This window comes from Microbacterium capsulatum (assembly GCF_030865425.1).
GTDB lineage: Bacteria > Actinomycetota > Actinomycetes > Actinomycetales > Microbacteriaceae > Microbacterium > Microbacterium capsulatum.
Genome location: NZ_JAVFCB010000007.1, coordinates 57674 through 76059 on the forward strand (window position 1 = coordinate 57674; position 18386 = coordinate 76059).

Annotated in this window: 17 protein-coding genes, 1 tRNA gene and 1 pseudogene; 15 read left to right on the forward strand and 4 right to left on the reverse strand. The window is 67.1% G+C overall.

Annotated elements, in window-relative coordinates; translation table 11 throughout:
• Positions 1–201: 201 nt before the first annotated feature.
• From RBR11_RS12625 to RBR11_RS18370, 7 genes and pseudogenes are all read left to right on the forward strand, one after another.
• Entirely contained in the window at positions 202–843 is a 642-nt protein-coding gene (locus RBR11_RS12625; RefSeq protein ID WP_308489706.1) for an MT-A70 family methyltransferase, read from the forward strand.
• Positions 843–1046, forward strand: a complete 204-nt coding sequence (locus tag RBR11_RS12630; RefSeq protein WP_308489707.1) for a hypothetical protein — start codon at positions 843–845, stop codon at positions 1044–1046. The genes RBR11_RS12625 and RBR11_RS12630 overlap by 1 nt, the downstream gene beginning before the upstream one ends.
• 166 nt (positions 1047–1212) lie before the next feature.
• Complete coding sequence (locus RBR11_RS12635; protein WP_308489708.1) at positions 1213–1422, forward strand: hypothetical protein; 210 nt, start codon at positions 1213–1215, stop codon at positions 1420–1422.
• Complete coding sequence (locus tag RBR11_RS12640; RefSeq protein WP_308489709.1) at positions 1415–3565, forward strand: type IV secretory system conjugative DNA transfer family protein; 2151 nt, start codon at positions 1415–1417, stop codon at positions 3563–3565. The genes RBR11_RS12635 and RBR11_RS12640 overlap by 8 nt, the downstream gene beginning before the upstream one ends.
• A 160-nt stretch (positions 3566–3725) precedes the next feature.
• Positions 3726–4544 (forward strand): replication-relaxation family protein, encoded by an 819-nt coding sequence (locus RBR11_RS12645; RefSeq protein WP_308489710.1) that lies wholly within the window; start codon positions 3726–3728, stop codon positions 4542–4544.
• 309 nt (positions 4545–4853) lie between these two features.
• On the forward strand, positions 4854–5657 hold the full coding sequence (locus RBR11_RS12650) for a hypothetical protein (RefSeq protein ID WP_308489711.1): 804 nt from the start codon (positions 4854–4856) through the stop codon (positions 5655–5657).
• A 168-nt stretch (positions 5658–5825) separates the two neighbouring features.
• Positions 5826–6731: pseudogene (locus tag RBR11_RS18370) on the forward strand (recombinase family protein); the annotation flags it as partial.
• 492 nt (positions 6732–7223) lie between these two features.
• On the opposite strand, the gene RBR11_RS12660 reads toward RBR11_RS18370, so the two are convergent.
• Complete coding sequence (locus tag RBR11_RS12660) at positions 7224–7637, reverse strand: hypothetical protein (protein ID WP_308489713.1); 414 nt, start codon at positions 7635–7637, stop codon at positions 7224–7226.
• A gap of 28 nt (positions 7638–7665) precedes the next feature.
• A tRNA-Leu gene (locus RBR11_RS12665) sits at positions 7666–7752 on the reverse strand.
• Positions 7753–8030: 278 nt separating this feature from the next.
• Here RBR11_RS12665 and RBR11_RS12670 point away from each other — a divergent pair.
• From RBR11_RS12670 to pknB, 7 genes are all read left to right on the forward strand, one after another.
• Positions 8031–8759, forward strand: a complete 729-nt coding sequence (locus tag RBR11_RS12670) for a DUF3662 and FHA domain-containing protein (protein WP_308489714.1) — start codon at positions 8031–8033, stop codon at positions 8757–8759.
• 60 nt (positions 8760–8819) lie between these two features.
• On the forward strand, positions 8820–9347 hold the full coding sequence (locus RBR11_RS12675; protein WP_308489715.1) for an FHA domain-containing protein FhaB/FipA: 528 nt from the start codon (positions 8820–8822) through the stop codon (positions 9345–9347).
• 10 nt (positions 9348–9357) lie between these two features.
• Positions 9358–10605, forward strand: a complete 1248-nt coding sequence (locus tag RBR11_RS12680; protein ID WP_308489716.1) for a PP2C family protein-serine/threonine phosphatase — start codon at positions 9358–9360, stop codon at positions 10603–10605.
• A 17-nt stretch (positions 10606–10622) separates the two neighbouring features.
• The gene (locus tag RBR11_RS12685) at positions 10623–12008 is read left to right on the forward strand and encodes an FtsW/RodA/SpoVE family cell cycle protein (RefSeq protein ID WP_308489893.1); all 1386 of its coding nucleotides are present in this window, start codon (positions 10623–10625) and stop codon (positions 12006–12008) included.
• Between the two features lie 64 nt (positions 12009–12072).
• A complete protein-coding gene (locus RBR11_RS12690) occupies positions 12073–13530 on the forward strand; it encodes a peptidoglycan D,D-transpeptidase FtsI family protein (RefSeq protein ID WP_308489717.1) in 1458 nt (485 codons plus the stop codon).
• Positions 13527–15236, forward strand: coding sequence for a serine/threonine-protein kinase (locus RBR11_RS12695; RefSeq protein ID WP_308489718.1), 1710 nt, complete (start codon positions 13527–13529; stop codon positions 15234–15236). Before RBR11_RS12690 ends, RBR11_RS12695 begins: the two co-directional genes overlap by 4 nt.
• Positions 15237–15308: 72 nt before the next feature.
• Positions 15309–17009 (forward strand): Stk1 family PASTA domain-containing Ser/Thr kinase, encoded by a 1701-nt coding sequence (pknB, locus tag RBR11_RS12700; protein ID WP_373889800.1) that lies wholly within the window; start codon positions 15309–15311, stop codon positions 17007–17009.
• A 59-nt stretch (positions 17010–17068) separates the two neighbouring features.
• On the opposite strand, the gene RBR11_RS12705 is transcribed toward pknB, so the two are convergent.
• A complete protein-coding gene (locus tag RBR11_RS12705) occupies positions 17069–17242 on the reverse strand; it encodes a hypothetical protein (RefSeq protein ID WP_308489719.1) in 174 nt (57 codons plus the stop codon).
• On the reverse strand, positions 17242–18051 hold the full coding sequence (locus RBR11_RS12710; protein ID WP_308489720.1) for a class E sortase: 810 nt from the start codon (positions 18049–18051) through the stop codon (positions 17242–17244). Before RBR11_RS12710 ends, RBR11_RS12705 begins: the two co-directional genes overlap by 1 nt.
• Positions 18052–18104: 53 nt before the next feature.
• Between RBR11_RS12710 and RBR11_RS12715 the strand changes: the two genes are divergently transcribed.
• A complete protein-coding gene (locus RBR11_RS12715; RefSeq protein ID WP_308489721.1) occupies positions 18105–18344 on the forward strand; it encodes a cell division protein CrgA in 240 nt (79 codons plus the stop codon).
• The last annotated feature ends 42 nt before the right edge of the window (positions 18345–18386 follow it).

Sequence of the window (18386 nt, forward strand, 5' to 3'; positions counted from 1 at the left end):
GGGGGGGCCGCGGGGGTGCGGTGGGGGGCCGGGCGGGGTTTGGGGGGCCCCCACGACCCCCAATCTCGTCATCGCTTGCTTGTTGTGGTTTTCGCAACGACCCCGAACAGACGATTGACGACTTCCTGCTCTTAGCCCATAACCGATCCTCGCCACCTGCTCGCCGTGAAGTCGTGAGCCGGGAGAAAGGAGTTCCTTCACATGACCAGCACCGCCGAGAACGCACCTGCGGCGTTCAGGAGCACCAAGAAGTTCAAGGTCTGCTACGGCGACCCGCCCTGGATGCGTGCCCAGCTTGGCAAAAGGGGCGCGATCAACCACTACAACCTCATGTCCACCGAAGCGATCAAGTCGATGCCGATCGCCGACCTCATGGATGACAACTCGACCCTGCTGCTGTGGACGACGAACGCCGCGCTACCGGAGGCCCTCGAAGTCATGAGGGCGTGGGGCTTCGAATACAAGGGCAACGCAGTGTGGGACAAGTACTTCATGGGCCTTGGGAACTATTTCCGCGGCTCTCATGAACTGCTACTTCACGGCATTCGGGGCAGCGCGCCGTGGAAGTTTCATGGCCAGCGCTCGACGCTCCTGCTCCCTCGTACCACCCATTCGACCAAGCCAGCCGAAATGATCCCGCTGATCGAAAGAGTCCTCGATGGCCCGTACTTGGAGCTCTTTGCCCGTCAGCGTCCCAACAGCCACAAGGACTGGTCCGTGTGGGGGAATGAAGCGCCCGGCGGAAGCGACATCCGGATTCCCGGCTATCCAGTACCGGAGTACTCCGTTCGGGCAGGTATCGCGGATCACGGCCACGTCGACGGAGACCAGGACGATGCGTGATGGCTACCGATCCGTCTCCCAAGACCCTCGCCGAACAATTCTTCCGCGCCTGCACCTTGATCCTCGGCGGCGTCGGCGCGCTATGGCTGGCCTTCTGCCTCCTCGAGAAGATCTGGATCTGGCTCCTCATCGCCGGGACCGTCGCGGTTCTCTTGTGTGCCGGCGTGTGGGCGTACCGCCGCTGGTGGGGTCAGCGATTCTAACCATGAGCACCTTCACCCCTGTCGGGTTGTTGCGGAATACACAACGCCGGCGCATTCCGCTTGACAACTTGCGTCTCCGAGTTCATAACAAGCGCCCCAGATGGGCAGCCCCCTTTCTCGTCAGCGGCCGAGGCGCGAATTCAACCCTTATGAAGGGAGTTTCGTCATGACTAACGCACGCAGCGGCCGTCGCCGGTATCGCAAATCCCCAGGCCGTCGGGTGTGGGTGTTCTCCGAGCTGAACCATGATCTGCGGCCCGAGCAGATCGCCCGCATCATCACGAACGCCGGGCTCGAACAGGCCCGCTTGGAAGCAGAAGCCCGTGTCAGCGACGGTTCTCGGCACGAACCAGACGAGGAGGGCAACGATGCGTAACCCGCTTGTCTTCACTCGTCTGCACCCGCCCCGCCCGATCGAGGCAACGGAGGTAACGACCTTCCTCATGCGGCTCAGTGCGAGCGATGTTGTTCGTCCCGTGGTGTTCGAGGTGCGCGCCAGCGCGACCGGGATCGCCTACGCCGTCGGCTGCGCGCCGGAGGCGACGTCTCGGCTGCAGCGTCTCTTTCGGGCACACCTCCCAGGTATTGGGTTTGAGGCCGCCACACGGGCGCACGTGGCCTCGGTTGCCCGCTTGGTGGCCCAACCTGCGGGGCTTCCCTTGTCCGATACCGACCCTGCGGCCGCCGTCCATGCCCTGTACGCGGCGTTGGCTGCTCGTCGGGGCGACGAGACACTGGCCGTTCAGGTAGTGCTCGGGACGGCACGGCGTCCAGCACCAGTTCAGGACAGACCCCTCGATCCGCTGCAGCCGCTTGGCTCCAAACTTCTCGACGGCACACGTAACGCTTCGGCCGAGACCCTGAGGAGGATGCGCACCCACGCAGGTCAGATCCGTTTCGACGCCACGATCCGTATCGCAGTGAGTGCGGACACGCCGATCCGCCAACGCGCTCTCGTGTTCGAGGTGTTCGGTGCGCTGCAGCAGTTGGAGAGTCCCGGTGTGCGCCTCACCTTGCTCAAGGACACCGTCGCGCACTGGAACGCGACCGATGGCCGAGGCAGCAAACTCACTCTGACCGTGACCGATACGGTGCCGCTGTTGGGCTGGCCGCTCGGACACCGTGACTACCCGGGCGTGCCAGGCACACATCCCCGGCTGCTGCCGGTACCGGAGATCGTCTCCCGGACCGAGAGTGTGTTCGCGATAGGGACCGCGCCGGGGCCAGAACGCACCATCGGAATCGACCCCACGAGCAGATTGCATCACCTCGTAGCACTCGGACCGACCGGATCTGGGAAGTCCACTCTCCTCGAGCACCTTGTCCTCTCGGACATCCAAGCGGGGCGCGCCTGCTGCGTGATCGAACCGAAGTCCCAGCTTGTGGACCGCATCCTCGATATCACGTCCGCCAAGTACGCCGACCGAATCGTTGTGCTCGATGCCACGGACCAATTTTTCCCTGTCGGGTTCAATCCACTCGACGTCGGTGACCGTGATCCGGACATTGTCGTCGATGGCATCCTGGCATCGCTGGCCGCCGTGTTCCGGGACAGCTGGGGACCACGCACGGAGTACCTCGTCCAAGGTGCGTTGTTGTCCCTCGCTCGCGCGGGACAACAACGGGACAAGCCGCATACCCTGATCGACCTTCCACACATCTTCACCGACGACGCTTTCCGCCGTCCGATCATCGCAGCAGTCCAGAACGATCCAACGCTTGCGGCATTTTGGGCTGAGTTCGAAGCACTGTCCCCAGGTCAGCGCGCCGCGCAGATCGCCTCCCCGCTAAACAAGCTCCGCAAGATCGTCATGCGGAAACCCCTCGTCGCCGTACTAGGGCAATCGAGACCACGCTTCCGGTTGCGCGACATCTTTCGGGAACGTAGGACCGTTCTCGTGCCGCTCAACGACGCGCAGCTCGGGACTGGAGCTTCCCGACTGCTTGGCAGCCTCGTCGTCGCAGAGCTGTGGATGGCCACTCTCGAGCGAGCTGCCGAGAAGGAGCCGATGAAACGCCCCGGCATGGTCTTCGTCGATGAGGTGCAGAACTACCTACACCTGCCGACACCGATTGCCGATGTCCTCGCGACCAGCCGTTCCTATGGCGTCGCCTGGCACTTGGCCCATCAGTACCGGGACCAGCTTCCGAGCCAGATTCGCTCGGCTCTAGACGTTAACGCGCGGTCGAAGATCTGCTTCGCCCTGCAACCGGACGACGCCCGCGATCTCGCACGGCAGGCGCCCGAACTCACCGCTGACGACTTCCAAACGCTTCCCGTCCACCACGTCTACGCCCACCTAATGGCACATGGCACCCGAGCAGGCTGGTGCTCGGGGAAGACGCTCCCGCCCGCCGAATCCGCCGGTGCAGCGCAGCTGATCCGTGATGTCAGCCGCGACCGCTACGGCCGAGTCCCAGATGCCGAGCCGGTGAAAAGCACTCACGCAGTCGACCACGTCAACGACGGCGATCCCGCGAGCTCGCGTCACTCACACCAGAGAGCGAGGCGCTCGTGATGATGCAGACCTATTCCAGTCACTGTTCCGGTCCGTATTCCGGTCACGACGAACACCCGCCGCCACGATCCGGCGCAGGTTGCCAGGTTCGGCCGTCTTCGGCGGGGGACTCCCCGCCCAGTGAGGCGCACCACCTTGCCCGCCGAAGGAGGTACCACCGATGACGGCTCTGCGGACCAAGGACCTCAGCGGGCACCTCACTGATCGAGACATTCGGATCCTTGAAGATCTCGAAAATCACCGGCTTCTCACCACCAGGCAGGTCCAGCGTCTGCACTTCCCGGCGCAACCGCTCGGGCCGCACACCACGACATCGTCGGGCACTCGGGGAACGACTCGGGTACTGACACGGCTGGAAGGGCTAGGAACCATCCGTCGCCTTGCACGGCGAATCGGGGGAACGAAACACGGCTCATCCGTAACCATCTGGCAGCTGGGTGCAAGCGGCGAGCGATTCCTTCGCCAACGGGCCGGACGAGCCACACGCAAGTACTACGAAGAACCCCGCTTGCCCTTCATAGAGCACACGCTCGCCGTCGCCGATGTCGCCGTCGCCCTCATCGAGCAGGCCAACGCCAGTCACTTCGAACTGCTGGACCTGCAACCGGAACCCAGCTGCTGGCGCACCTTCACCGGTCCCGGCGGAACCGTGACCTCGCTGAATCCTGACCTGTTTGTCGTCACCGCCGACCCGTCGACCGAGACCCATTCGTTCGTGGAAGTCGACTGTGAAACGGAACACGGACCAGATATCCGCCGCAAGTGCAGCACCTACCAGCAGTACTTCCACACCGGCGCCGAACAACAGGCCCGCGGGCTGTTCCCAGCCGTCGTCTGGATCGTCCCGACCACCAGGCGAGCGAACGCTCTGCAAGACGTCATCCGCGGGGACCAGACGCTCAACCCGAGCCTGTTCTGGGTCATCACGACCGAGCAGACGCTCGGGCAGCTCGCTCCATACGGAGCATCCACCACCTAACTGAAGAAGGGAGGAAATCCTTATGCACTCACCAACAATCACCGCCGCGCCCGACGAATCCGCAAAGGCACGACAACTCATCGAGATCGGACTCGCCCTGGACCCAGAAGCCCGTTCCCACACTCTGGCCAGGCTCATCGCCTCAGGCCTCCATGACGGGCCCGGCACCGCCCTGGAGCGCTTCGCCTCTACCGGAGAACTCGACCCCCAAGCAGCCATCGAGGAACTCAATTACCTCCGCGTGCCAATCGAACAAGAAGCATGGGTCGACGCCCTCGGACGGTATGTGCTCGCAACCGGAGGCCGATCATGAACGAGCGCACCTCAACTCACTCCTCACCCGAGACCGACGATCAGGCGTCCACGCTGGAGACACCCAGGCCGCCTGAATCGATCATCGAGGCTGGAATCGCCGCAGCACGGGAACAGGGACGTGAAATCGATCTCGACACCGCAATGCGTATCGGCGAGGCGCTCGCACGAGCAGTGGACGAAGATGGCGCGCTCGCCCGCTTTGGCAACACCGGCGTCGGCAGCTACCCCGCACTCCGTGAGGAATACCTCGAAATCTACGGTGAGCCAGAAACCCCAGCCGAGGCGAAGCGCTGGATCGACTGGCTTGGCACTTTTCTCGTACAGCGCGAGAACACCGGCACCGGCAAACGCTTCATGAACGAACACACCGACCCCGTCCTTGAGCGACTGCTCGTTCGAACCAAGCTCCCGATGCAAGGTGGTGACCAAAGGGCCTACGTGCCAGCCAGCCTTGACGCGAAGAAGATCATCGGCCTCGCTGACCGGATCGAAGCGATGGAGGAGTACCACGATTCTGCATTCCGCGCCTTCCTCACCCTGAGCGACGTCAACGCTGCCGCTCCAAACCTCATTGAGTCCTTCCATGAAAGCTACGTCGACAGCTGGAGCTACATGGAAGACGCCGTCCGGGAGCTCTGCGAACTCGAGGGCCTCGAAGATGAGTTGAAACGCGTCACCGGCGAGCGCGGACTCCCAGAAGAGGCAGTCACCATCGACTATGAGGTCATCCGCGACCACGTGCAGGAGGCCTACGACATCGTCAGCGAAGGGTGGCAGGTCCATGCGTTCAGCAAGTAGCGCAGCGACCAAGTCATGGCAAGAACACGCAGATCAACGACGCAAAAACTACAACTGCCGACCGACCCCGGTGGAAGGCCCTCAATTCGGCCTGGACGCCCCGAAAGGCCTGGACTTCCCGGCCAGAACGAGCGTTAATCCGGACAGCCAACCGAAGGAGGGCAGCCCATGAGCACAACACCCGCGCCGTTCGCTTTCGCAACGGCTCCTCCCGAACTCCGCCCTGTGGTCACAGAGGCCGACGAGGACGATCTGACAGAGATCGTCCAAGCCGATCCATTCGCCGGGATCGATGCGCCTCCCGGCACCAGGGCCGTGACCTACCTTCGCGTCTCCAGCAAGGGCCAGGTCAACACGGACTATGACCCCGAGGGAATCTCCATCCCTGCACAGCGCATCGCCTGCGTACGCAAGGCAGAGCAACTCGGACTCACCCTCGTCGGTGAATACATCGAGCCCGGCCGCAGCGGCACCGAGATGACCAAGCGCATTGCGTTCCAACAGATGCTTGAACGCATCCGCCACGACCGTGATGTGGAATACGTGATCGTCTACAAGCTCTCGAGGTTCGCTCGGAACCGGATCGATGACGCGGTCGTCATGGCCGACCTGCAGAAGCGCGGCGTCACCCTCATCTCCGCCACTGAATCGATCGACGCAACCCCGGTCGGTCAACTGATGCACGGCATCCTGGCGGCGTTCAACGAGTACCGCTCCCGCGAAGACGGCGCGGACATCGCCTACAAGATGGGTCAGAAGGCCAAGAATGGCGGCACGCTCGGTAAAGCGCCCGTCGGCTACCTCAACACCCTGGAACGAGTCGAGGGCCGCGAAATCCGCTCCGTCGCCACCGACCCCGAACGAGCACCCTTCGTGAAACTCGCGTTCGAGCTGTACGCGACCGGGAAATACACCCTCGCAGACGTTACGGCCGAACTCGCCGATCGCGGCCTCACCTCGCGACCCACCGCCGCACGACCAGCCGCACCGATCGCGGTATCCAAGGTGCAGCGCATGCTTCGCGACCGTTATTACCTCGGCGAGATTGAGTACAAAGGCGAGACATACGACGGACGCCACGAGGCACTGATCAGCGAAGAGCTCTTCGAAAAAGTGCAGGCACTCCTCGACGCCAACAACCGGGTCGGGGAGCGTCGGATCCGCAACGACCACTACCTCAAGAGCACGATCTGGTGCGGGCGCTGCCGCCTCGAAGACCACATCATCAAGCGAATGATCCTCCAACGCGCCACCGGCCGACGAGGAAACGAATACAACTACTTCTTCTGCCGTGGCGTCCAGGACCACATCTGCGATGCCCCGTACTCCAACGTCGAACGGGTTGAGCGCGCCGTCGAAGACCACTACAAGACGATCCAACTCAGCAGCGAGTTCATCGCCGCCGTCAGGGAGCAGCACGAGGAGGCCGTCGCGGACAAGGCACGAGCCCAGCACCTCCTCCGGCAGCAACTCGATGCCCAAATCCGGCAGCTGACCATTAAGGAAGAGAACCTGCTCGACCTTGCTGCCGACGGCGAGATCCCCACCGCGAGGATCAAGGTCAAACTACGCGAGATCACGCGGCAACGAGACAAGATCGTCGCTCAACTCGCCACTGTCGATGACGACCTCACCAGCGGACTGGCATACATCGAAGCCCACCTCGACCTGCTGGCCAACCCGTACGAGCTTTACCGACGAGCCGCGGATCAGACTCGCCGACAGCTCAACCAAGCCTTCTTCCATCGGGTCTACGTGATCAACGATGAGGTAGTCGGTGACGAACTCACGTCGCCGCTGGCAGAGTTGTTGGCCGCAGAGCGCGGCTGGAGGGCCCTGGAGGCCGGGCAAGGCCCGGAAGCGGCGTTGGATGCCGCCAGGGCCGAATTGGCCCGCAGAAGCCCGGAAATACGCGAACAGGCCACCCCGAAGGGTGACCTGTTCGACCAAACCGTAGGAGACCTGCTTACTGCCCTGCATTCGCAGGGCGATTGCAGTAAGCCTCCTATGGTGCGCGAGGGGGGACTTGAACCCCCACGCCCTTGCAGGCACTGGCACCTGAAGCCAGCGCGTCTACCTATTCCGCCACTCGCGCATGTCGGCTCTCGCGAACCAACCTCCCGAGAATATCACGGCCGCGACCCCGCTCCGAACCACGCCCCCGGGCGACTCCTCCGCCGCGAGACCGATCCTGCCGCCCGAGACCGACGATCCTGATGCCGGTCTCGAATGAGAGCATCGGTCTCGCGGACAGAGACGCCCGGGACACGGCACCACGGGCGTCATCTGGCCCCGCAATACCGCGCCGCCCGGGGGATCATTCAGCGCGGGTGGCTACGATGGCCGTACCGATCGGTGAGCCATGGGAGCCCAGTGGGACTACTAGACAGCTTTGAGAAGGGTCTCGAGCGTGCTGTGAACAGCGCGTTCGCGAGGACCTTCCGCAGCGGTATCCAGCCCGTGGAGATCGCGTCGGCCCTGCGCCGCGAGATCGACACGAAGGCGGCGGTGGTGAGCCGTGACCGGATCATCGTGCCCAGCACCTTCCTCGTGCACCTGAGCACCGAGGACGCGGCCGCCATGCACGGACTCGGGTCCGCGCTCATCGACGAACTGAACACCCTCGTCCGCAAGCACGCCGCGGATCAGGGCTACAGCTTCGCCGGCCCCCTGAACATCGACCTCGAGGCCGACGACCGCATCGCGACCGGCACCGTCCGGGTCGAGTCCAGCAGTACGCCGCAGGGCCGGGTGACCTGGCAGGCGGTCATCACGACCGGCGGCCAGCGCCACCTGCTCACCGGCGCCCGCACCGTGATCGGGCGCGGCAGCGACGCCGACATCACGATCGCCGACGCGGGATCCAGCCGGAAGCACGCCGAGGTCCTCTGGGACGGCGAGCACGCCATGCTCCGCGACCTCGGGTCGACCAACGGCACGAAGCTGAACGGCCAGCGGATCCGCGAGGCGCAGCTGCAGAGCGGCATGGTCATCACGATCGGCCGCACCGATCTGTCGTTCCAGGTCGTCCCCGTGTCGCAGGGACCCCGCGGCGGCGGTGGAGGCGACGTCCCCACCCGCATGTTCGGGGCGATGCCATGAGCGCCCTTCGACCGGTTGCTGAGCCTGTCGAAGCACAGGGACCGGCGAGGAGCCTTAGGCATGAGTGAACTCACCCTTCTCCTTCTGCGCATCGGCTTCCTCGTGCTGATGTGGTTCTTCGTGTTCTCGGTCGTCTACTCGCTGCGCGCCGACCTGTTCGGCGTGCGCGCCCGCAAGCTCCCCGAGGCCGGCGCCGCTGCCGCCCCCGCGGCACGCGCGCAGAGCACCGCACCCGTCGCGCCGGTCGTCCCGAAGGCCGCGCCCCGGGCCAAGGCCGGCGGACCGGCGACCACGGCGACCGTGTCCAAGCTCGTGATCACCTCCGGCCCCAAGGCGGGTCTGGAGATCCCGCTCGGCACCGAGCCGATGTCGATCGGCCGCTCCAGCGAGTCCGGCCTCGTGATCCGCGACGACTACACCTCCAGCCACCACGCCCGCCTGCTGCTGTGGGGCGAGCAGTGGATGATCCAGGATCTCGACTCCACGAACGGCACCTTCCTCGGCGGCGAGCGCGTGGGCGCCCCCGTCGCGGTCACCATCGGCGCGGCGATCAAGGTCGGCGCCACGACGTTCGAGCTGCGGGCGTAACCGGCTGACCATGGTCTTCGAGGGCTCGAGCGCCGCGATCTCCCATACCGGGAAGGTCCGCTCCAACAACCAGGACTCCGGCTATGCCGGCGCGAACCTGTTCGTCGTCGCCGACGGCATGGGCGGGCACGCCGGCGGCGACGTCGCGTCGAGCATCGCGATCCATCGGCTGGAGAACCTCGACCACGCCTACCCCTCCACGATGGACGCGCAGGCGTCGCTGCAGGCGGCCGCCACGACCGCGGCGGGCGACATGATCCGCGCCGTGAAGGACCGCCCGGAGCTGGCGGGCCTCGGCACCACGCTCGACGCGATCATCATGGTCGAGGACTACGCGGTGATCGGCCACATCGGCGACTCGCGCATCTACCTCTACCGCGACGAGGCGCTCACCCAGATCACCACCGACCACACGTTCGTGCAGCGCCTGGTCGACTCCGGCCGGATCACCCCCGAGGAGGCGCGCTACCACCCGCGCCGCTCGGTGCTCATGCGCGTGCTCAGCGACATGGACGCGGATCCCGAGCTCGACATGTTCGTCATGCCGACCCAGCCCGGCGACCGCTGGCTGCTGTGCTCGGACGGTCTGTCCGGCGTGGTCGACGAGGCGCACATGCTCAAGACGCTGCGCCTGGGCATGGCCCCCGGCCGCACCGCCGACGGACTGCTCCGGTTCGCGCTCGACGGCGGCGCCCCCGACAACGTGACGATCGTGATCGTCGACGTCGGCGGGCAGCACCCGGTGCTCTCCGGATCCGCCACGATCGTCGGCGCGGCGGCGAACCCGCAGGGCATCGTCATCCCGGCCGCGCGCCCCGCCCGGCCCAGCTGGCTGCACCCGGTGCGACAGGCCGCGAACGAGCCCACCCACTTCGAGCCCGCCGCGCAGTACCTCGAGGAGCTCATCGAGGAGGACCACCGCCGCGCCGTGCGCCGCCGCCTGGGCTGGCTCGCCGGTCTCGTCGTGGTCATCGCGCTCATGGTGGCCGCCCTGTTCGGCGGCTACGCGTGGACGCAGACCCGCTACTTCGTCGGATCCGACGACGACACCGTGGTGATCTACCAGGGCATCCAGCAGAATCTCGGACCGATCTCGCTGTCGCACGTGTACGAGGACACCGGGGTCCGCCTGACCGACCTGCCCAGCTTCGACCGGTCGGTCGTGTCGAGCAGGTCCGCCGGGTTCGGGTCGCTCGAGGAGGCGCAGAAGATGGTCGACCGACTGCGCAGCTCGGCAGAGACGGGGAAGAAGCCGTGACCTCCACCACCCCCGATCTGAACTCCGGCGTGAGCGCCGACACGAGCGTGCTGCGCGCCCTGCGGAAGATCCGCGGACCGCAGACCCAGCGCAACCGCGAGTTCTGGCTGCTCGTGTTCGCCGTCGTCATCGCCGGCGTCGCGCTGACTCTCGTCCAGCTCGGCGCGCTGCACACGATCGACCCGATGATCCTGATCATCGGCGGCGGCCTGGCCGTGCTCGTCTTCGTGCTGCACATCGTGCTGCGCTTCGTGGCGCGGGATGCGGATCCGTTCGTCCTGCCGATCGCGACCGCACTGACGGGCATCGGCATCGCGGAGATCTACCGGATCGACATCGCCCAGGCCAACACCGGCTGGGAGGCCTACTCCAACAAGCAGCTGACGTGGATGGCGCTGTCGGTGATCGGCGCGATCGCGCTCGTGATCCTGCTGCGCAACTACCGGGTGCTGTACCGGTTCACGTATCTGTCCGGACTCGCGGGCATCGTCCTGCTGGTGCTGCCGTTCGTGCCGGGCCTGCGGATCCCGGGCGCCGCGGCCGACGTGTGGATCTCGGTCGGCGGGATCGTTCAGCTCCAGCCCGGCGAGCTGGCCAAGATCTTCCTCGGGATCTTCTTCGCCGGCTACCTCGTGCGCACGCGGGAGAGCCTGTCCTCGGTCGGCAAGCGGTTCCTCGGCATCACCTGGCCGCGGATGCGCGAGCTCGGCCCCGTGATCGTCGTCTGGGCCGTGTCGATGGGGATCATCGCGCTCGAGCACGACCTCGGCATGGGCGTCCTCATCTTCGGCATGTTCATCGCGATGCTCTATGTCGCGACGAGCAAGACCAGCTGGGTGCTGATCGGGCTCGTGATGACCGCGCTGGGCGTCCTCGCCGCATCGCAGGTGCTCACGTACGTGCAGGGCCGTTTCGACTCCTGGCTGAACGCGTTCGACCCGAAGCTCATCACCGCGCGGGGCGGCAGCTACCAGCTCGTGCAGGGCATCTTCGGCCTCGCGCACGGCGGACTGCTCGGCACCGGCCTCGGCCAGGGCCGCCCGAACATCACCCCGCTGCCGGAGAGCGACTTCATCATCACCAGCCTCGGCGAGGAGCTCGGCCTCATCGGGCTGTTCGCGATCCTCTGCCTGTACATGGTGTTCGTCAGCCGAGGCCTGCGCATCGGCGTCGCCGGCCAGGACGACTTCGGCAAGCTGCTCGCGGTCGGACTGTCCTTCACCCTCGGCCTGCAGGTGTTCATCATGGTCGGCGGCGTCACCCGGGTGATCCCGCTGACCGGCCTCACCACGCCGTTCCTCGCCGCCGGAGGTTCCTCGCTGATCGCGAACTGGCTGATCGTCGCCGTCCTGCTGCGCATCGCGGACGGCGTGCGCCGCCAGCCCCGGGTGGTGATCGGATGACGACCCTTCGACTCGCTCCGCTCGCTCAGGGACCGACTGTGCCGGCACCTCGGGGAGGTGCCGCATGACCAAAGAGCTCCGTCGCCTCAGCCTGCTCGTGCTGCTGATGTTCCTGTCCCTGTTCGCGTCGGTGAGCTGGATCCAGGTCGTGCAGGCCGACTCCCTCGCCCAGAACGACGCGAACACGCGCACGCGCCTGGACAGCTACGAGATCCAGCGCGGGTCGATCCTCGCCGGCAACGCCACGATCGCCACGTCGACCCCCACGAACGACATGTTCTCGTTCCAGCGGGTGTACACGGATCCGCAGATGTGGGCGCCGGTCACCGGCTACTACAACCCGGCTCTGGGCAGCTCCACCGGCATCGAGAGGGCCATGAACGGCGAGCTGAGCGGCACCGGCGGTTCGCAGTTCCTGTCCTCGATCGAGCGGATCGTCTCGGGTCAGCCGCACAAGGGCGCGAACGTCCGGCTCAGCCTCGACCCCGCCGTGCAGAAGGCCGCCTTCGACGCACTCCAGGGCTATCAGGGCTCCGTCGTCGCGATCGAGCCGAAGACCGGGCGGATCCTCGCCCTCGTCTCCACGCCCGGCTACGACACCAACGGTCTCGCCGTGCACAACGCGGAGAAGGCCAACGCGGCCTACGACGCGCTCACGAACGCCCCGGGCGACCCGCTGAGCAACCGCGGCATCGGCGGCAACATGAACCCGCCCGGATCCACGTTCAAGCTCGTCGTCGCGGCGGCCGCGCTCGACTCGGGCAAGTACACGATGCAGTCCACGCTGCCCAACCCGGCCGCGTTCCAGCTGCCCGGCTCGAGCGCGCTCGTGCACAACGCCTGGGGCGGCACCTGCGGCGACGGCCCGACCGTGGCGATCGCGGACGCGATCCGGCTCAGCTGCAACATCCCGATGGCGGAGCTCGCGGCGCAGCTCGGCAACAGCACGATCCACGCGATGGCCCAGAAGTTCGGCTTCAACCAGAGCTTCCAGACACCGCTGAAGTCCACGCCGTCCAGCTACCCGACCGCGCTCGACGCGGCCCAGACCGCGCTGACCGGCTTCGGCCAGGGCAAGGTCATCGCGACCCCCCTGCAGATGGCGATGGTCTCCGCCGGGATCGCGAACGACGGCGTCGTGATGAATCCGCGCATGGTCGACCAGATCATCGGCGACGACCTGTCCGTCCAGAAGCAGTTCGACAACACCCCGTTCGGCCAGGCGATGACCGCGGATCAGGCCAAGGCGATCTCCGCGGCCATGCAGGCGTCCGTCTCAAGCGGCGCTGCGCAGGGTGCAAGAATAGACGGAGTCGACGTGGCCGGTAAGACGGGCACCGCGGAGAACGGTGACAGCAACCCGTACACGCTGTGGTTCACCGGCTTCGCGCCCGCCACCAACCCGGAGATCGCCGTGGCGGTCGTGGTCGAAAACGGCGGTGGTAAGGGTCAATCCGGCTCCGGTGACGCGATCGCGTCGCCGATTGCCAAGAAGGTCATGGAGGCGGTGCTGAACAGATGAGGCCGACGCAGGGTGTGTATTTCGGCGGTCGCTACGAGCTGCAGTCTCGGATCGCGATCGGCGGCATGGGCGAGGTGTGGGAGGCGACCGATCACGTCATCGGACGCACCGTCGCGATCAAGATCCTCAAGGACGAGTACATGGGGGACCCGGGCTTCCTGGAGCGCTTCCGCGCCGAGGCCCGTCACGCCGCCCTGGTCAACCACGAGGGCATCGCCAGCGTGTTCGACTACGGCGAGGAGAACGGATCCGCGTACCTCGTCATGGAGCTCGTGCCCGGCGAGGCGCTCTCCACGATCCTCGAGCGCGAGGGATCCCTCAGCGCCGACAAGACCCTCGACGTCGTCGCGCAGACCGCCTCCGCCCTGCAGGCCGCGCACGCCGCCGGCCTCGTGCACCGCGACATCAAGCCCGGCAACCTGCTGATCACGCCGGACGGCCGGGTCAAGATCACCGACTTCGGCATCGCCCGGATCGCCGATCAGGTCCCGCTGACCGCCACCGGCCAGGTCATGGGCACCGTGCAGTACCTCTCCCCGGAGCAGGCCTCGGGGCACGCCGCCTCGCCCGCCACCGACATCTACTCGCTCGGCATCGTCGCGTACGAGAGCCTGGCCGGGAAGCGCCCGTTCACGGGCGAGTCGCAGGTCGCCATCGCGATGGCGCAGATCAACGACACCCCGCCGCCGCTGCCCGCGACCGTGCCGCAGCCGGTGCAGAACCTGGTCATGGCGATGATCGCCAAGAAGCCGGCGGACCGCCCGACCTCGGCCGCCACCGTGGCCCGCGCCGCCCAGGCCCTGCGCCGGGGCGACCTGAACTCCGCCGCGATCGCCGTGCCCGCCATCATCGCGGGCGTGGTCGGCGACGTGGCCGCGCGCGGCGACGACGCGATGACGCAGCTGCTCGGCGCGACGCAGGGCGCGACGACGATCCTGCCGACGACCGCGCAGATCCCGACCGACGCGGAGCAGCCGGAGCAGCCGAAGAAGAAGCGCAGCCCGTGGACGTGGCCGCTGATCGCGCTCATCGCGCTTCTCCTGATCGTGCTCGCGGGCACGGTGTTCGCGCTGCTGTCGAACCAGAAGGCGCCGGACACGCCTCCGACGACCACGTCGGCCTCGACGCCGACACCGACGCCTCCGAAGCCGACGCCCACCCCGACGCCCACGCGCGTCAACGTCGACGGCCTCGGGCTGGTCGGACTCACCTGCGACCAGGCGCGCCAGAAGGCGCAGAGCGCCGGCCTCGACGCGAACTGCACGACCGGCGACCCGGCCACCCAGACCGGCGACGTGGGCAAGGTGTACAAGGTGCAGCCGACCGGCACCGCGGCACCGGGGTCCATCCTCGCGCTCACGCTGTGGGGCGACCGCACGCAGCCGAAGCAGCCGACCCCGCCCACCGTCACGGGTCCGCTCGTGGCCGGAGGCCTCGTGACCGTGGGCTGGGGTGCGAACTACCAGTGCCCGAGCGGCTCCGAGCTGAAGGGCTACACGGTCAACCTGAACGGCGGATCGTTCATGTCCGGCGGGCCGACCTTCCCGGCCGGCACGACGAGCACCCAGGTGCGTCTCGCGCAGAGCGGCAGCTTCTCCGTGACCTACTCGGTGACCTGCAGCGACCAGCAGAGCCCGAACTCGGACGCTGCCGGCGGCCCGATCATCGGGGCGCCGGTCTCGCCGCCCGCGACGCCGGCGCACTGACCCGGAGTCGATGGCACGAGCGTGGTAGAACGGGAACGAGGGGGGTCATCCGTGTCGACGACAACGCGCGTCATGGCCGGGCGCTACCGGGTCGATGACCTCATCGGCCGCGGCGGCATGGCCCAGGTGTACCGGGGCTACGACCTGACCCTCGGCCGCGACGTCGCGATCAAGATCCTCGACCGCGAACTCGCCCGCGACACCGCGTTCCGCACCCGGTTCCGGATGGAGGCGCAGGCCGCATCGCGGATGTCGCACCCCACGATCGTGCGCGTGTTCGACGCGGGCGAGGACTCCTCGACCGAGGCCGGCGGGACGGCCGCGGAGCCCGTGCCGTTCATCGTCATGGAGCTCGTGCAGGGCCGGCTGCTGAAGGAGATCATCGCGACGGGCCCGCTGCCCGCGTCCGTCGCGGTGAAGTACGCGGACGGGATCCTCGAAGCTCTGGAGTACTCGCACCGTGCCGGTGTCGTGCACCGCGACATCAAGCCGGGCAACGTGATGATCACCTCCTCCGGCTCCGTGAAGGTGATGGACTTCGGGATCGCCCGCGCGATCTCGGACTCGTCGTCGACCGTCGCGGAGACCACGCAGATCATCGGCACCGCCGCGTACTTCTCCCCGGAGCAGGCCAAGGGCGAGCAGGTCGACGCCCGCACCGACCTGTACTCCGCGGGTGTGGTGCTGTACGAGATGCTCACCGGACGCCAGCCGTTCCGCGGCGAGTCCCCGGTCGCGGTCGCGTACCAGCACGTCAGCGAGGCGCCCACGCCGCCGAGCGAGGTGCGCGACGACGTGCACGACACCCCCGAGGCGGAGCGCATCCGCGGACTGGATCCCGTCGTCCTCCGGGCCATGGCGAAGGATCCGTACCAGCGCTTCGGCGACGCCGCGACCTTCCGTGCGGCGCTGCGCGAGTCCGGCACCGGGGCCGTGCCCACGAAGAAGCAGCTCGGCGCGCTCACCAGCGAGCTGTACGGCCCGAATCCGCGTCACGCGCAGGAGACGGCGCGGACGCTGCGTCAGCTGTCCAGCGACACCACCATGTCCCGCACCCAGTCGGGGCCGCCGGTCGCCTGGATCTGGGCCGGCGTGGCCCTGCTCGCCGTGCTGCTCGCGTCCGTGCTGATCTGGGTCCTGGCGATGCGGTCGAACCCCGACCTGCCGACCTCGGCGCGGACCGTGCCGGGGCTCGCGGGCATGACGTTCGAGCGCGCGCAGGATCAGCTGAGCAAGCAGGGCCTGCGTGCGGTTCGCATCGACCAGGCCGATGCGAGCGTTCCGGTCGACAAGGTGATCAGCACCGATCCCGCTGCCGGCACCCAGATCGAGAAGGGCCAGTCGATCACGGTGTACGTGTCGACGGGCGCCAAGCTGGTCAAGGTGCCGTCGCTCGTCGGGATGAGCGAATCCGCCGCGAAGGACGCGCTGACCAAGAACGGCCTGCAACTCGGGTCGGTGCTGCAGAAGAACGACATCCAGACCCAGAAGGACATCGTGCTGGCGATGGGAGTCCCCGCGGACACCGAAGTCCAGCCCGGGACCGCGATCGATCTCACCGTGGCCAGCGGCGTCGTGACGCTGAACGACCTCACCGGCTGGACGCTGGACACCGCGACCCAGGCCCTGAAGGCGCTCGGCCTGACGGCGAATCCGGTGGCGAACCCGTCCTGCAAGGCAACGGATCCGAAGACGGTCGCCTCGATGTCGGTCGCCCCCGGCGACGTGCCCGTGCAGTCCACCGTCGACCTCTCCTACTGCACCGGCAAGTAGTCCGGATCCGGTCCGGCCCGCTCCGGTCCCTGAGCCGTCGAAGGGGCCTCGCCCGCTCCTCAGCTCGGCGTCGGCCCCGGCTCGATGCTCACGTCGCCGGGCGAGATCAGCGGGCTCACCCACGGGAACACGTAGAAGAACAGCCCGTACAGGACCGCAGTGAGCAGGCCGATCAGGATGATCAGCCGCACCCACCACGGGCCCGGAAGGATCCGCCACAGCGCGGCGTACATCAGCTCACCGCCTTCAGTGACGCCGGAGCGCCCAGGGCGCGCGGCTGGAAGCTCTCGAACACCCCGTAGGCGATGATCCGCTCGGCGAGCGAGTACAAGGGGGAGCAGGCCGTGAGCGTGATGTACTTCTCGCCGGCCTGCCCGCGGGCCGCCTCGGCCGAGGACAGGGCGGGATCCTGCGGCACCGGATCCAGCACGTCCACGCTGTCCGGCGCGACGTACTCCAGGGTGCGGAACCGGTAGGTGTACCAGCCTTGCGACGTCTCGATCACGATCGCATCGTTCAGCCGCAGCTTGTCGAGCTGGTTGAACGGCTTGCCCCAGGTGGTGCGGTGCGCGGCCATCGAGAAGTTGCCCGGCTGCCCCGGCAGACCGGACTCCGGATACACGCCGATCCAGCCGTGATCGAGGGTGTCCGGCCGGGACACCCCGCCGGCGATCGTCACGTTGTAGTCCCTGCCGAACCGCGGCACGCGCATCTGCGCCCCCCACGGGACGCCGTTCGCCGGCTGCGCCATCACCGGGGGGGTGTACTGGGCCGGGACGCCGGGCACGCCCGTGCCGTCCTCGATCGGCGGGGGGCTGGGCGCCGGCTGCTTCGCCCAGGCCTGGCTGATCGCGTGGCCGCTGCCGTTCTCCTCCGCGCTCATGATCGCGTCGCCGATCCACATCTGCCAGACCACGTACAGCAGCACGACGACTCCGGCGGTGAGCAGCAGTTCGCCGAGCACGCCCGTGAACGATGCCCCGCGCCGCGGCCGACGCGGGTCGCCGAGGCGGCGCGGTGCTGCTCCGGCGGCGTCGGTCATCCCGCGATACTACCGACCAGGGCGCGACTCGGCGTGATGAGTAGACTGGGGTCATGGCACGATCCCGCAAGACCGATGAAGCCGCCGTCGAGAAGGTCGACGGCGACTCCGCCCCCAACGCAGTGTGGTTCAAGCCCGTCATGGTCGGCTTCATGCTGCTCGGACTGGCCTGGATCCTGGTCTTCTACATCACCGGTATGCAGTACCCGATCCCGGGCCTGCAGTCGTGGAACCTGCTGATCGGCCTGGGCATCGCCCTGATCGGCTTCCTGATGACGACCCGCTGGCGCTGACCCGCACCAGCACTCCGAAAGAACGCCTCTGCTCGCGCGGGG

What these genes read in the sequence shown, in the direction of transcription:
- RBR11_RS12625 (WP_308489706.1), top strand. Translation starts at nt 202, where the DNA reads ATGACCAGCACCGCCGAGAACGCACCTGCGGCGTTCAGGAGCACCAAG.
- RBR11_RS12630 (WP_308489707.1), top strand. Translation starts at nt 843, where the DNA reads ATGGCTACCGATCCGTCTCCCAAGACCCTCGCCGAACAATTCTTCCGC.
- RBR11_RS12635 (WP_308489708.1), top strand. Translation starts at nt 1,213, where the DNA reads ATGACTAACGCACGCAGCGGCCGTCGCCGGTATCGCAAATCCCCAGGC.
- RBR11_RS12640 (WP_308489709.1), top strand. Translation starts at nt 1,415, where the DNA reads ATGCGTAACCCGCTTGTCTTCACTCGTCTGCACCCGCCCCGCCCGATC.
- RBR11_RS12645 (WP_308489710.1), top strand. Translation starts at nt 3,726, where the DNA reads ATGACGGCTCTGCGGACCAAGGACCTCAGCGGGCACCTCACTGATCGA.
- RBR11_RS12650 (WP_308489711.1), top strand. Translation starts at nt 4,854, where the DNA reads ATGAACGAGCGCACCTCAACTCACTCCTCACCCGAGACCGACGATCAG.
- RBR11_RS12660 (WP_308489713.1), bottom strand. Translation starts at nt 7,637, where the DNA reads ATGCAGGGCAGTAAGCAGGTCTCCTACGGTTTGGTCGAACAGGTCACC.
- RBR11_RS12675 (WP_308489715.1), top strand. Translation starts at nt 8,820, where the DNA reads ATGAGTGAACTCACCCTTCTCCTTCTGCGCATCGGCTTCCTCGTGCTG.
- RBR11_RS12680 (WP_308489716.1), top strand. Translation starts at nt 9,358, where the DNA reads ATGGTCTTCGAGGGCTCGAGCGCCGCGATCTCCCATACCGGGAAGGTC.
- RBR11_RS12690 (WP_308489717.1), top strand. Translation starts at nt 12,073, where the DNA reads ATGACCAAAGAGCTCCGTCGCCTCAGCCTGCTCGTGCTGCTGATGTTC.
- RBR11_RS12695 (WP_308489718.1), top strand. Translation starts at nt 13,527, where the DNA reads ATGAGGCCGACGCAGGGTGTGTATTTCGGCGGTCGCTACGAGCTGCAG.
- pknB (WP_373889800.1), top strand. Translation starts at nt 15,309, where the DNA reads ATGGCCGGGCGCTACCGGGTCGATGACCTCATCGGCCGCGGCGGCATG.
- RBR11_RS12705 (WP_308489719.1), bottom strand. Translation starts at nt 17,242, where the DNA reads ATGTACGCCGCGCTGTGGCGGATCCTTCCGGGCCCGTGGTGGGTGCGG.
- RBR11_RS12710 (WP_308489720.1), bottom strand. Translation starts at nt 18,051, where the DNA reads ATGACCGACGCCGCCGGAGCAGCACCGCGCCGCCTCGGCGACCCGCGT.
- RBR11_RS12715 (WP_308489721.1), top strand. Translation starts at nt 18,105, where the DNA reads ATGGCACGATCCCGCAAGACCGATGAAGCCGCCGTCGAGAAGGTCGAC.